The sequence below is a fragment of the Burkholderia sp. Bp8992 genome, from assembly GCF_003853705.1.
GTDB lineage: Bacteria > Pseudomonadota > Gammaproteobacteria > Burkholderiales > Burkholderiaceae > Burkholderia.
The window spans coordinates 486,297-499,517 of the sequence record NZ_QTQI01000002.1 but is presented as its reverse complement, the minus strand read 5'-3'; the positions used below and the strand labels follow the sequence as shown (position 1 = coordinate 499,517).

At 69.2% G+C, this 13,221-nt stretch carries 15 protein-coding genes; 12 read left to right on the top strand and 3 right to left on the bottom strand.

Annotated elements, in window-relative coordinates; translation table 11 throughout:
- Positions 1–51: 51 nt before the first annotated feature.
- Complete coding sequence (locus DIE03_RS05050; RefSeq protein WP_006484863.1) at positions 52–972, bottom strand: dihydrodipicolinate synthase family protein; 921 nt, start codon at positions 970–972, stop codon at positions 52–54.
- Between the two features lie 251 nt (positions 973–1,223).
- On the opposite strand from DIE03_RS05050, the gene DIE03_RS05040 reads away from it, so the two are divergent.
- The 4 genes from DIE03_RS05040 to DIE03_RS05025 all read left to right on the top strand — a co-directional run bounded on the left by DIE03_RS05040 (position 1,224) and on the right by DIE03_RS05025 (position 4,990).
- Positions 1,224–2,156 carry a 4-hydroxyproline epimerase gene (locus DIE03_RS05040; RefSeq protein ID WP_124448154.1) on the top strand — a complete coding sequence of 311 codons (933 nt, stop codon included), beginning with the start codon at positions 1,224–1,226 and terminating at the stop codon, positions 2,154–2,156.
- The gene (locus tag DIE03_RS05035; protein ID WP_124448065.1) at positions 2,153–3,292 is read left to right on the top strand and encodes an FAD-binding oxidoreductase; all 1,140 of its coding nucleotides are present in this window, start codon (positions 2,153–2,155) and stop codon (positions 3,290–3,292) included. The genes DIE03_RS05040 and DIE03_RS05035 overlap by 4 nt, the downstream gene beginning before the upstream one ends.
- 199 nt (positions 3,293–3,491) lie before the next feature.
- Entirely contained in the window at positions 3,492–3,725 is a 234-nt protein-coding gene (locus tag DIE03_RS05030) for a 2Fe-2S iron-sulfur cluster-binding protein (protein WP_124448064.1), read from the top strand.
- A complete protein-coding gene (locus tag DIE03_RS05025) occupies positions 3,722–4,990 on the top strand; it encodes an FAD/NAD(P)-binding oxidoreductase (protein ID WP_124448063.1) in 1,269 nt (422 codons plus the stop codon). Before DIE03_RS05030 ends, DIE03_RS05025 begins: the two co-directional genes overlap by 4 nt.
- A gap of 43 nt (positions 4,991–5,033) precedes the next feature.
- Here the strand turns inward: DIE03_RS05025 and DIE03_RS05020 are convergent, their stop codons facing one another.
- Positions 5,034–5,978 (bottom strand): LysR family transcriptional regulator, encoded by a 945-nt coding sequence (locus tag DIE03_RS05020; RefSeq protein ID WP_124448062.1) that lies wholly within the window; start codon positions 5,976–5,978, stop codon positions 5,034–5,036.
- A 168-nt stretch (positions 5,979–6,146) separates the two neighbouring features.
- On the opposite strand from DIE03_RS05020, the gene gtdA reads away from it, so the two are divergent.
- The 8 genes from gtdA (at position 6,147) to DIE03_RS04980 (ending at position 12,605) form a co-directional block, all read left to right on the top strand.
- Positions 6,147–7,190, top strand: coding sequence for a gentisate 1,2-dioxygenase (gene gtdA / locus DIE03_RS05015; protein WP_124448061.1), 1,044 nt, complete (start codon positions 6,147–6,149; stop codon positions 7,188–7,190).
- Between the two features lie 82 nt (positions 7,191–7,272).
- A complete protein-coding gene (locus DIE03_RS05010) occupies positions 7,273–7,971 on the top strand; it encodes a fumarylacetoacetate hydrolase family protein (protein WP_124448060.1) in 699 nt (232 codons plus the stop codon).
- Between the two features lie 25 nt (positions 7,972–7,996).
- Positions 7,997–8,638 (top strand): maleylacetoacetate isomerase, encoded by a 642-nt coding sequence (gene maiA, locus DIE03_RS05005; protein WP_124448059.1) that lies wholly within the window; start codon positions 7,997–7,999, stop codon positions 8,636–8,638.
- A gap of 19 nt (positions 8,639–8,657) precedes the next feature.
- Positions 8,658–9,866 (top strand): 3-hydroxybenzoate 6-monooxygenase, encoded by a 1,209-nt coding sequence (locus tag DIE03_RS05000; protein WP_124448058.1) that lies wholly within the window; start codon positions 8,658–8,660, stop codon positions 9,864–9,866.
- Positions 9,867–9,947: 81 nt separating this feature from the next.
- Positions 9,948–11,309, top strand: coding sequence for an aromatic acid/H+ symport family MFS transporter (locus DIE03_RS04995; protein WP_124448057.1), 1,362 nt, complete (start codon positions 9,948–9,950; stop codon positions 11,307–11,309).
- A 97-nt stretch (positions 11,310–11,406) separates the two neighbouring features.
- Positions 11,407–11,757 carry a helix-turn-helix transcriptional regulator gene (locus DIE03_RS04990; RefSeq protein ID WP_124448056.1) on the top strand — a complete coding sequence of 117 codons (351 nt, stop codon included), beginning with the start codon at positions 11,407–11,409 and terminating at the stop codon, positions 11,755–11,757.
- Positions 11,747–12,181 carry a YeeE/YedE family protein gene (locus tag DIE03_RS04985; RefSeq protein WP_124448054.1) on the top strand — a complete coding sequence of 145 codons (435 nt, stop codon included), beginning with the start codon at positions 11,747–11,749 and terminating at the stop codon, positions 12,179–12,181. Before DIE03_RS04990 ends, DIE03_RS04985 begins: the two co-directional genes overlap by 11 nt.
- 1 nt (position 12,182) lies before the next feature.
- On the top strand, positions 12,183–12,605 hold the full coding sequence (locus tag DIE03_RS04980; RefSeq protein ID WP_124448052.1) for a DUF6691 family protein: 423 nt from the start codon (positions 12,183–12,185) through the stop codon (positions 12,603–12,605).
- Between the two features lie 143 nt (positions 12,606–12,748).
- Here the strand turns inward: DIE03_RS04980 and DIE03_RS04975 are convergent, their stop codons facing one another.
- Positions 12,749–13,099, bottom strand: a complete 351-nt coding sequence (locus DIE03_RS04975; RefSeq protein ID WP_124448050.1) for a hypothetical protein — start codon at positions 13,097–13,099, stop codon at positions 12,749–12,751.
- Positions 13,100–13,221: the final 122 nt, after the last annotated feature.

Genomic DNA, 13,221 nt, shown 5'->3' with positions numbered 1-13,221 from the left:
CAGAGGCGGCGGTGTGCAGGGCAGGCCCGCGCGCCGCCGCAGGGGAGTCGATCAGAGACCGACGTCGGGCAGTGCCGGGCGCGTTTCGAGCGCCTTCGCGACGATCGCCTTCACTTCCGCGAGCGTGTCGCCCTGCAGCGCGAGGCGCGGCGGACGCGTGATCGCGCTGCCGCGGCCGACCAGTTCTTCGCACAGCTTGATGCATTGCACGAGGTCGGGGCGCGCATCGAGGTGCAGCAGCGGCATGAACCAGCGATAGAGCGCGAGCGCTTCGTCGAAGCGCTTCTGCTTCGCGAGGCGGAACAGCGTCTCGCCTTCCTTCGGGAACGCGTTCGACATGCCCGACACCCAGCCTTCGGCGCCGACCGCGATGCTCTCGACCACGACGTCGTCGAGGCCCGCGAACAGCACGAAGCGATCGCCGACCGCATTGCGCAGGTCGATGAAGCGGCGCGTATCGCCCGACGAATCCTTGAAGCAGACGATGTTCTCGCAATCCTGCAGCGCGATCAGCACGTCGGGCGTCACGTCGTTCTTGTAGATCGGCGGGTTGTTGTAGACCATCACCGGCAGGTCGGTGCTCGTCGCGACCGCGCGGAAGTGCGCGGCGGTTTCGTGCGGCTTCGCCGAGTACACGAGCGCGGGCATCACCATCACGCCGTCGACGCCGACGCGCTGCGCTTCACGCACCGTGTTGCGTGCGAATTCGGTGGTGAATTCGGCGATGCCGGCGATCACCGGAATCTTGCCGCCGGCCGCGTCGCGTGCGGCCTCGATCACCTGGAGTTTCTCGCTCGTCGACAGCGACGTGTTTTCGCCGACCGTGCCGCAGACCACGAGGCCCGACACGCCGTCGTTCACCAGGTTCTTGACCACGCGGTGCGTGGCGTCGATGTCGAGGGAAAAGTCCGGCTTGAACTGGGTGCTGACGGCCGGGAAAACCCCGGTCCACTGAATGGCGTTTCGGCTCACTGAAATCTCCTACGTTCGTATCGGTCGGCCGACGGGTGTGTCGGTGTGGCAACCAGTATCGCCGCGCAAACGCCCATCACGCTTGAGTCGTATCGCGGAGCAAAATGACGAAATCGGCACAGCGGCCGGCCGGCGCGGGAGGGGCGCGTCGGACTATGCCGATTTCGTCGTCGTCCTCATCGAAAAGCCACAAGCGGACGGACGCGCGACGGAGGAAGCTATGCTCCTTTCCCCACTTCGGACAGCTCATGATGAAGCGCATCCAGATCATCGATTCGCACACGGGCGGCGAACCCACTCGGCTCGTCGTGTCCGGCTTTCCGTCGCTCGGCAACGGCACGATGGCCGAGCGCCGCGACGTGCTCGCGCGCGAGCACGACCGCTACCGCACCGCGTGCATCCTCGAGCCGCGCGGCAGCGACGTGCTGGTCGGCGCGCTGCTGTGCGAACCCGTCTCGCCCGACGCGGCGGCCGGCGTGATCTTCTTCAACAATAGCGGCTACCTCGGGATGTGCGGGCACGGCACGATCGGCGTCGTGCGCACGCTGCATCACATGGGGCGCATCGCGCCCGGCGTGCACCGGATCGAAACGCCCGTCGGCACCGTCGAGGCCACGCTGCACGACGACCTGTCGGTCAGCGTGCGCAACGTGCCCGCGTATCGCCATGCGCAGGGCGTCGCGCTCGACGTGCCGGGATACGGCCCCGTGAAGGGCGACATCGCGTGGGGCGGCAACTGGTTCTTCCTGATCAGCGACCACGGGCAGCGCGTGGCCGGCGACAACGTCGCGGCGCTGACCGCGTATGCGTCGGCCGTGCGCGAAGGGCTCGAACGGGCGGGCATCACCGGCGCGAACGGCGGCGAGATCGACCATATCGAGCTGTTCGCCGACGATCCCGAGCACGACAGCCGCAGCTTCGTGCTGTGCCCGGGCCTCGCGTACGACCGTTCGCCGTGCGGCACCGGCACCAGCGCGAAGCTCGCGTGCCTCGCGGCCGACGGCAAGCTCGCGCCGGGCGCCGTGTGGCGGCAGGCGAGCGTGATCGGCAGCGTGTTCCACGCGAGCTACGAGCAGGCCGACGGCGGCATCGTGCCGACGATCCGCGGCAGCGCGCACCTGAGCGCGGAAGCGACGCTGCTGATCGAGGCAGACGACCCGTTCGGCTGGGGCATCGGGTCGTGAGCGAAACGAAGACCGACGTCGTCGTGATCGGCGCCGGCATCGTCGGCGCGGCGTGCGCGCACGAACTCGCGCAGCGCGGGCTGCGCGTGCTCGTCGTCGACGACGCGAGCGGCGGCGCGACCGGCGCAGGGATGGGCCACCTCGTCGCGATGGACGACAACGCGGCCGAGCTCGCGCTGAGCCGTTACTCGATCGAGTTGTGGCGCGCGTTGAGCGGCGAGATGCCGGAAGGCTGCGCCTATCGCAACTGCGGCACGCTGTGGCTCGCGGCCGATGCGCACGAGATGGATCTGGCACGTGCGAAGCAGGCGACGCTCGCCGCGCACGGCGTGGCCGGCGAACTGATCGACGCGGCGGCGCTCGCGCAACTGGAGCCGATGCTGCGCACGGGCCTCGGCGGCGCGCTGAAGATTCCCGGCGACGCGATTCTCTACGCGCCGGTTACCGCGAACTGGCTGCTGCAGCGCGCGCCGCGCATCACGTTGCGTCGCGACCGGGCCGTCGCGGTCGATGGCGCGGTCGATGGCCCGAGCGTGACGCTTGCAAGCGGCGACACGCTGCGTGCGGAGCGCGTGGTCGTCGCGAATGGCGTCGCCGCGCGCACGCTGCTGCCCGAATTGCCGCTGCGTCCGAAAAAGGGCCACTTGTTGATTACCGACCGCTATCCGGGACACGTGTCGCACCAGCTCGTCGAGCTCGGCTATGCGGCGAGCGCGCATGCGAGCGACGGCACGTCGGTCGCGTTCAATGTGCAGCCACGGCCGACCGGCCAGTTGCTGATCGGCTCGTCGCGCCAGTTCGACACCGAGGATGCGCGCGTCGAGCCGCCCGTGCTCGCACGCATGCTGCGCCGCGCGGTCGGCTATTTGCCGGATCTGGCCGACCTGAACGGCATCCGCTCATGGACCGGCTTCCGCTCCGCGAGCCCCGACGGTCTGCCGCTGCTCGGCGAGCACCCGGCAAGGCCGGGCGTGTGGCTCGCGGTCGGGCACGAGGGGCTCGGCGTGACGACGGCGCCGGGCAGCGCGCGGCTCGTTGCCGCGCTGATGGCCGGCGAGCGGCCGCCGATCGATATCGAACCGTATTTGCCGGGACGCTTCCTGACCGCGTCGTCCTTGGCCGGAGTGTTGACATGAAACGACCCCCACGCTCACTTCGTTCGCTGTCGACCGGCGTTGGCGCTTCAGCGCTTAATCCGGTCCCATGCGAGGCGCCCCCCGAGGGGGCGGTCAGCCGCCCACGGCCGGCTTTGCAAAGCCGGCCGGCTACGCAGGCGCAGAGCGATGCTCTGCGAATTCCCTGCTACGCCCTTGGGGCGGCCCGGCGGAGGCTGACATGATCATTCATCTGGACGGTCGCGCGCTGACGGTGGCCGACGGTGCGACCGTCGCGGCCGCCGTCGCGGCGAGCGGCGACGACACGACGCGTGTGTCGTGCACGGGTGCGGCGCGTGCGCCGTTTTGCGGGATGGGCATCTGCCAGGAATGCCGGATGACGATCGACGGCCGGCGCCGGCTGGCGTGCCAGACGCTGTGCCGCGACGGGATGCACGTGGAGCGCACGCGATGAAACAGGAACGACTGAGCGTCGACGTCGCGATCGTCGGCGCGGGCCCGGCCGGGCTGTCGGCCGCGCGGGCCGCCGCGCAAAGCGGCGCGACGGTCGCGATCGTCGACGACAACCCGCGCGCGGGCGGGCAGATCTGGCGGCAGGGTGCAGCGGCCACGCCTGCGCCGGCCGCCGCCGAACGACTCGCCGTGCTGCGGCAGCCGAACGTCACGCATCTCGCGGCGACGCGCATCGTCGCCGAAACGCAGCCGGGCACGCTGCTGCTCGAGGACGACGAGCGCGGGCGGCTGCTCGATTTCCGGACGCTGATCCTCTGCTGCGGTGCCCGCGAGCTGCTGCTGCCGTTTCCGGGCTGGACGCTGCCCGGCGTCACCGGGGCGGGCGGTTTGCAGGCGCTGATCAAGTACGGCCTCGACGTGCGCGGGCAGCGCACGGTGATCGCCGGCAGCGGGCCGCTGCTGCTCGCGAGCGCGGCGACCGCCCGTCACGCCGGCGCGCGCGTGTCGCACGTGCTCGAGCAGGCCGCATGGGGCGACGTGGCCGGCTTCGGTGCGGGGCTGTGGCGCTGGCCGTCGAAGCTCGTGCAGGCCGCGAAGCTCGTCACGGCCGCGTACCGGCCCGCTGCGCATGTCGTCGAGGCGTTTGGCGACAAGCGGCTCGAACGCGTGCGGATCCGGCAGGGCGATCGTGCGTTCGAGGTCGATTGCGACCGGCTCGCATGCGGCTTCGGCCTCGTGCCGAACACCGTGCTGCCGAGCCATCTCGGCTGCCGGATCGACAACGGCGCGGTGGTGGTCGATGCGCACCAGCGCACGAGCCGCGATGGGTATTTCGCAGCAGGCGAGTGCACGGGTGTCGGCGGCAGCGAACTCGCGATGGTCGAAGGCGAAATCGCCGGCTACGCGGCGACCGGGCAGACGGCGCCGTTGGCTGCGCTCGTCGCGCGGCGCGCGCACTGGCAGGCTTTTGCGGATGCCGTGCGCGAACGCTTTGCGATCCGCGAGCCGATCCGCCGGCTCGCGCGGCCCGACACGCTGCTGTGCCGTTGCGAGGATGTGCGCTTCGACTCGGTCGCACAGGCACCTGGCTGGACGGCTGCCAAGCTGCAATCGCGTTGCGGGATGGGCGCGTGCCAGGGCCGCGTGTGCGGCGCGGCCGCGCAGACGCTGTTCGGCTGGACGCCGCCGGTGCCGCGCACGCCGCTCGTCCCCGCGCGGGTCGGCACGCTGATGCTCGACGGCACCGCATCCTGCGATCGCGCGTGACGCGTCGCGTCCAGGCGGCCCGGTTCGCGCCGGGCCGCGCCGCTTACTCCACCGTCACTTTCTCCCATCCGCCGACTTGCGGTGCCGCACAGGCGCGCAGGCACTCGATCGTCGCGGCCACGGCCGCGCGGTTCGCGCTGTCGGGGTGCCAGTAGATCGACACCGCGCCCTGGCCCTCGAGCTCCATCGGCAGGATGCGGATCGCGTTCAGTTGCGCGAAGCGCCGCGCGGCACGCTGCGACGCGACGCCGAGCAGGTCGGTGTTGTTCAGCAGCGTGAGGTTCAGGATCGACGAATTCGATTCGACGCAGTGCGGCGGTTGCACGCGGCCGGCTGCATTCAGCGCGGCTTCCAGCGCGTTGTGCACGGGCGTGCCGGACGGCCATACGATCCACGGGTAGGCCAGCACGTCGTCCCAGCCGACCGACGCCGCGCCGGCGAGCGCATGGTCGGGCCGCGCGACGAACACGACCGGATCGACGTACAGCGCTTCGGCATGCAACAGCGGATCGACGGAGGTCGATCCCGAGCGGCCGACGACAATATCGAGTTCGCTGCGTGCGAGCTGCGGCATCAGCTGGTTCATCGTGCTTTCGGTGAGCCGCACCTGCGCGCGCGGCATCCGCTTCAGCAACTGCGACACCGCGAGCGGCACCGTGTCGGCCGCCGCCACGCCCGACGTGCCGATCGTCACGAGGCCGCTGCCGCCTTCGCGCAGCGCGGCCATGTCGTCGCGCGCGACGTCGAGCTGCGCTTCGACGCGACGCGCGTGCTCGATCAACGCTTCGCCGTACGGCGTCGGCCGCAGGCCGCGCGCATGCCGCTCGAACAGCGGCAGCCCGACATCCTCTTCCAGCTCCTTCAGCCATTTCGACAGCGCGGGCTGCGTGGTCGCGAGCGCCACCGCCGACTGGCTCAGGTTGCCGGTGCCGGCCAGGCTCAGCAGTACCTGGAGATGCCGCAATCGCAGCCGGTGGGTCCAGTCCATCGCATGCCTCGTCTCGAGAAGGTATATCCAGAATTATATGAATCAGATGATTTGACCATTTTACCGGGTATGGCTGCGTCGAATATAAATCCACTCACGGACTGCAGCACGGTCCCCGACCAGACAGACCCGGCGCCGACGCCGATCGGCCGCCTCGAAGGAGACATCATGACGACCCAACCGGACGCGTCGCGCGCCGCCTACTACGCACGGATCGCCGAGCAGCGCCTCGCGCCGCTGTGGGAATCGCTGCACAACCTCGTGCCGAAATCGCCGCAGCCGGCCGCGCAGGCCGCGATCTGGAAGTACGCGCAGGTACGCGACCTCGTGATGCAGGCCGGCAGCGTGATCAGCGCGGAAGAAGCCGTGCGCCGCGTGCTCGTGCTGGAGAACCCGGGGCTGCCCGGCAAGTCGAGCATGACGCCGAGCCTGTATGCGGGGCTGCAGCTGATCCTGCCGGGCGAGATCGCGCCGAGCCACCGGCACACGCAGTCGGCGTTGCGCTTCATCGTCGAAGGGCGCGGCGCATGGACGGCCGTGAACGGCGAGCGCACGACGATGCATCCGGGCGACTTCATCATCACGCCGTCGTGGGCGTGGCACGACCACGGCAATCCGTCGGCGGACGAGGGCGGCGAGCCGGTCGTGTGGCTCGACGGGCTCGACATTCCGCTCGTCGCGAGCCTCGACGCCGGTTTCGCGGAGAACTATCCGGAAGCCGTGCAGCCCGTGAATCGCCCGGAAGGCGACAGCCTCGCGCGCTTCGGTCACAACATGGTGCCGGTGCGGCATCGCGTGAGCGATCCGACGTCGCCGGTGTTCAGCTATCCGTATGCACGCAGCCGCGAGGCGCTCGACGCGCTGTACCGGAACGGCGAACTCGATGCGTGGGACGGCGTGAAGCTGCGCTATGTGAACCCCGCGACCGGCGGTTGGCCGATGCCGACCATCGCCACCTTCATGCAGTTCCTGCCCGCCGGTTTCGACGGCCGTACGTACCGCAGCACCGACGCGACGATCTACTGCGTCGTCGAAGGCGCCGGCACTGCACACATCGGCGACAACGCATTCGCGTTCGAGCCGCACGACATCTTCGTCGCGCCGTCATGGGCGCCGGTGCGGCTGTCGGCGTCGTCCGACAGCGTGCTGTTCAGCTATTCCGACCGGCCCGTGCTGTCCGCGCTGAACCTGCTGCGCGAAGCGCGCGACTGATACCGCCCGCGTTCGACGATCCGTTTTCCGTGCGCCGTCGTGGCGGCGCACGCCTTCATTCATGCCTACGCTGGAGCCGTTCATGACTTTCGTTTTCCCGCCCGAAGCGCCCGTCGCGCTGCCCGTCGCCGGCAGCGATGCCCGATTCGCAGTACGCCGCGTCTATTGCGTCGGCCGCAACTACGCGGCCCATGCGCGTGAAATGGGCTTCGATCCCGATCGCGAGCCGCCGTTCTTCTTCTGCAAGCCGGCCGATTCGGTCGTGCCGGTCGCGTACGGCGAAACGCTCGAACTCGCGTATCCGTCGCAGACGCAGAACTATCACTACGAAGCCGAACTCGTCGCGGTGATCGGCAAGGGCGGTTCGGATATTCCGCTCGATCATGCACTCGAACACGTGTGGGGCTATGCGGTCGGCCTCGACATGACGCGCCGCGACCTGCAGATGAAGATGCGCGAGATGGGCCGGCCGTGGGAAATCGGCAAGGCGTTCGACCGCTCGGCGCCGATCGGGCCCGTGCATCCGGCAAGCGACGTCGGTCATTTCGAGCAGGGCGGACTGTGGCTGACCGTCAATGGCGCGACGAAGCAGCAGAGCGACGTGTCGCACCTGATCTGGTCGGTAGCGGAGACGGTGGCCGACCTGTCGAAGTTCTTCCGCCTCGAACCGGGCGACGTGATCTTCACGGGTACGCCGGAAGGTGTCGGCGCGGTGGTGGCCGGCGACGTGATGAAGGTCGGCGTCGAGCGCCTCGGCGAACTGACCGTGCGCGTGGTCTGACGCGCTTTCCCCGAAAGGCCACATCGTGCAACTGCATAGCTTCTTCAACAGTTCGACGTCCTACCGGGTGCGCATCGCGCTCGCGCTGAAAGGATTGCCGTACGACACGCTGCCCGTGAATATCCGCACCGGCGAGCATCGCGATGCCGCTTACGTCGCGCAGGTGAATCCGTCGGCGGCGGTGCCGGCGCTGGCCGACGGCGATTTCCGTCTCGGCCAGTCGCTCGCGATCCTCGATTACCTCGACCAGATCCAGCCGACGCCTCGCCTGATTCCGCTCGAACCGCGCCGCCGGGCACGCGTGCTGGAACTGGCCGCGCTGATCGCGTGCGACATCCACCCCGTCAACAACCTGCGCGTGCTGCGCTATCTCGACAGCGAGCTGAAGGTCACGCCGCAGCAGAAGACCGCGTGGTATCGCCACTGGATCGCGGAAGGGATGGCCGGCGTCGAGCGGCTGCTGGCCCGCGCGGACGAGGGCCCGTGGTGCTTCGGCGCCACGCCGACGCTCGCCGACGTGTGCCTCGTGCCGCAGGTCGCGAACGCGTCGCGGATGGATTGCGACCTGAGCGCGTATCCGCGCAGCCTCGCGGTGTTCGAACACGCGCGCCACGAGCCGGCTTTCGACGCCGCGCAGCCGCAGCGGCAACCGGATTACGTCGCATAACACGAAGCAGGAGACAGAGATGGGCGAGACACACAACAACGGCCGGCACGTACTCGTGATCGGCGGCGGTATCGGCGGGCTGGCGGCGGCGCTGGCACTCGCGCGCCAGGGCATCCGCGTGAAGCTGCTCGAACAGGCCGGGCAGATCGGTGAGATCGGCGCGGGAATCCAGCTCGCGGCGAACGCATTCAACGCGCTCGACGCGCTGGGTGTCGGCGAGGCCGCACGCGGCCGCGCGGTGTTCACCGACTGGCTGCAACTGATGGATGCGATCGATGCACGCGAGGTCGCGCGCATCGATACGGGCGCCGCGTACCGTGAGCGCTTCGGCAATCCGTATGCGGTGATCCATCGCGCGGACATCCATCTGTCGATCTACGAGGCCGTGAAGGATCACCCGCTGATCGCGTTCCGGACGAGCACGCAGGTGTGCGGCTTCGAGCAGGACGGCAACGGCGTGACCGTGATCGACCAGCATGGCGAACGCTATCGTGCCGATGCGGTGATCGGCTGCGACGGCGTGAAATCCGCGATCCGTCAGGCGCTGATCGGCGATGAACATCGCGTGACGGGCCACGTCGTGTATCGCGCGGTGGTCGACGTCGACCACATGCCGAAGGATCTGCAGATCAATGCGCCGGTCGTGTGGGCCGGCCCGCATTGCCATCTCGTTCACTATCCGCTGCGCGGCGGGCGGCAGTACAACCTCGTCGTCACGTTCCACAGCCGCGAGCAGGAAACCTGGGGCGTGCGCGAGGGCAGCAAGGAAGAAGTGCTGTCGTACTTCGACGGCATTCATCCGCTGCCGAAGCAGATGCTCGACCGGCCGACGTCGTGGAAGCGCTGGGCGACCGCCGACCGCGATCCGGTCGAGCGCTGGAGCGCGGGCCGCGCGACGGTGCTCGGCGACGCCGCGCATCCGATGACGCAGTACATCGCGCAGGGCGCATGCCAGGCGCTCGAGGATGCGGTGACGCTCGGCGCAGCCGTTGCACGGACCGACGGCGATTTCGAGGCGGCGTTCGCGCTGTACGAGCGCGTGCGGATTCCGCGTACCGCGCGCGTGCTGTATTCGGCCCGGGAAATGGGGCGGATCTATCACGCGCAAGGCGTCGAGCGGCAGGTGCGCAACGGGCTCTGGGTCGGCCGCACGCAGGCGCGGTTCTACGACGCGCTCGACTGGCTGCACGGCTGGCGCGCGGAGGATTGCCTGAAGACGGTCGCGTAACGCATCCGTTCAGCCCGAATCCGGCGGCGCGCATTTCAACGACATACGACGCGCGACCGCCTTCCTGGAGGAGACACCATCATGGCCGATACGCTGTCCATCGACGTCAGCGAATGGATCGACCGGCATCGCGTGGCGCCGTTTCAGGCCGCGATCGTCGTTCTGTGCTTTCTGATCGTCGCGATCGATGGGTTCGACACCGCATCGATCGGTTTCATCGCGCCCGTCATTCGTGCGGAATGGGGCTTGTCGCCCGCGCAGCTGGCGCCCGTGTTCGGCGCGGGGCTGGCCGGGCTGATGGCCGGCGCGCTCGTGTTCGGGCCGTTCGGCGACCGGTTCGGCCGCAAGCGCCTGCTGCTCGCGTGCGTGGCGTGCTTCGGCATCGCGAGTGCCGCGTCGGCAAGCGCGGGCGGCCCGGCCGAGCTGATCGTGTGGCGCTTCCTGACCGGCCTCGGGCTCGGCGGCGCGATGCCGAACGCGATCACGCTGACGTCCGAATACTGCCCGGCGCGCCGCCGCTCGCTGCTGGTGACGACGATGTTCTGCGGCTTCACGATCGGCTCCGCGCTCGGCGGGCTCGCCGCCGCGTCGCTGATCGAGCATCACAGCTGGCGCTCGGTGCTCGTGGTCGGCGGCGCCGCGCCGCTGCTGCTCCTGCCGGTGCTCGCCTGGCGGCTGCCGGAATCGGTGCGCTATCTCGTCAACCTGAACGCGCCTGCCGCGCGGATCGCGGCGATGCTCGGCCGCATCGCACCGGATCCGCACCTCGCGCACGCGTCGTTCGTCGCGCCGGGCGGCAAGCCGGCCGGGTCGCCGCTCGGCCGGCTGTTCGATGCCGACCTGCTGCGCGGCACGCTGCTGCTGTGGCTGACGTTCTTCATGAGTCTGCTCGTCATCTACTTGCTGTCGAGCTGGCTGCCGACGCTGCTGCGCACGACCGGTGCAACGCTGCAGACAGCCGCGCGCGTGACCGCGATGTTCCAGGTCGGCGGCACGCTCGGCGCGATCGTCCTCGGCGGGTTGATGGATCGCTTCGACCCGCATCGCGTATTGGCCAGCAGCTATGCGGCGGCCGGCATCTTCGTTGCGGCGATCGGCATGTTTGCCGCGTCGCCGTGGGGGGCCGCGCTGGCCGTGTTCGCGGCCGGTTTCTGCGTGTCGGGTTCGCAGGTCGGCGCGAATGCGCTGTCGGCCGCGTTCTATCCGACCGCGTGCCGGACCACCGGCGTGAGCTGGGCGAACGGGATCGGCCGTGGCGGTTCGGTCGTCGGATCGATGGCAGGTGGCGCGATGCTGGCCATGGGCGTGCCGCTGTCGACCGCGTTTGCCGTCGTGGCGGCACCGTGCGCGATTGCGGCGCTCGCGGTGCTGGTGCTCGGCATGGTGCGCGCCGAAGCGGCGCGGGCGGCGGGTGTCGATGGCGTGGCGGGCGAGCAGGCCTGAGCGAAGGCGGGCAGCAGCGGCGTCAGCGGACGCGCGGCGGGATGCATCAATATATAAATTTATATAATATTGATGCTTTAATTGAAATCCTGTCCCGATGAACGACGCTCTTCCCGCCGGGCTGCCCGAGCCCGATCAGATGCGCGCTGCCGCCGAATCGGCCTGCGCGCTCCTCAAGGTGCTGTCGAATCCCGACCGGCTGCTGCTGCTGTGCGAGCTGTCGCAGGGCGAGCGCTGCGTCAGCGATCTCGAGACGCGGCTGGACATTCGCCAGCCGACGCTGTCGCAGCAGCTCGGCGTATTGCGGGACAACGCGCTGGTCCGTACACGCCGCGACGGCAAGAACATCCACTATTCGCTCGACAGCCCGGCCGTGATCGCGGTGATGGGCGTGCTGTACGAACAGTTCTGCGGCGCGGCCGCGAAGGGGGCGCGCGATGCAGCTTGATGCGCTTCATTTCACGCCGTGGCTGTCGCTGGCCGGCGGCGTGCTGATCGGGCTCGCGGCCGCGTGGTTCGTCGCGTTCAACGGCCGGATTGCCGGCATCAGCGGGATCGTCGGCGGGCTGTTGACTGCGGGGGCGGGCGAGCGCGACTGGCGCATCGCGTTCGTCGGCGGGATGATCGTCGCGCCGGTCGTGATGCGTGTCGCCGGAGCCGGCCTGACACCGCAGGTCGACGCGAGCTGGCCTGAATTGCTGGCGGCCGGCCTGCTGGTCGGCATCGGTACGCGGTACGCAGGCGGCTGCACGAGCGGCCACGGCGTGTGCGGGATGTCGCGCGGTGCGCTGCGCTCGGTGGTCGCGACGGCGACCTTCATGGTCGCGGGCTTCGTGACCGTCTTCGTGCGGCTGCACGCGGTGGGAGGCTGACATGCAGGCAGGATTCGCGTTTCTGGGCGGGCTGCTGTTCGGCATCGGCCTCATCGTGTCCGGCATGGCCAATCCGCAGAAAGTGCTCGGCTTTCTCGACCTGGCCGGCCGCTGGGATCCGTCGCTCGCGTTCGTGATGGCCGGCGCGGTGGGTGTGGCCGTGTTCGCGTTCGCGTGGGCGAAGCGCCGGACGCTGTCGTGGCTCGGCCTGCCGATCCGGTTGCCGGCGGTGCGGGCAATCACGGTGCGGCTGGTCGCAGGCAGCGCGGTGTTCGGCATCGGCTGGGGGATGGCGGGGTTCTGTCCGGGGCCCGCGATCGTGTCGATCGGCTTCGGGTCGGCCAAGGGGATCGCGTTCGTCGTCGCGATGCTGGCCGGGATGGCGATTTTCGAATGGGTCGAGCGGCGCCGGAACGCGCATTGAGGTGACGGCCGTCGCATGCCGGGCTGATGGCGGCGGCCGTGGCGGCGTCTGCGGATAAGGATGGCGGGAGCAGGGTGCGTTAGTCAGTTGTTGCGATGACGGGGGGCTGTCCGGCGTTTGCCGCGACGTAGCAAGTCGCGATTTCAGGAATGCTCCCGCACGTGATGGCCACCGTGCACTCGCCCTGACAGCCGGCCCAGGATTCCGCGCCACGCCCCGAGCAAGCCTCTCGGGTTTGCAGGCGCCACGACCGTCGTACTGACCACGCCGGAACCGCCGGCCGACAACGCCACGTGGCCGGCCGTCTCGAATGTCAGACATTCGCCTTCGTTGAGCACGCGACGGATGTATTGCGGCGCGTCGGGCAGCCAGTCGAGCCCGCCGTGACGCAACGTGACCGCAAGCGCACCGTCCAGCACGATCACCTGGCTGCCCTTGTCGAACCACGCAAAGTGGCTTTGCCCGGCGTCGAGCCGGATGTGTTGCGTCCGCATGGCGATTCCTTTTCCCGGTTGCTCCGGTTGCGCGGCCTCGCGATGGCGAAGCGATAGCGTGCAATCAGGTTAGGGAAACAGGTGCGGACACGACAGATTCAGGGGACGGGAATCTGCTGCGG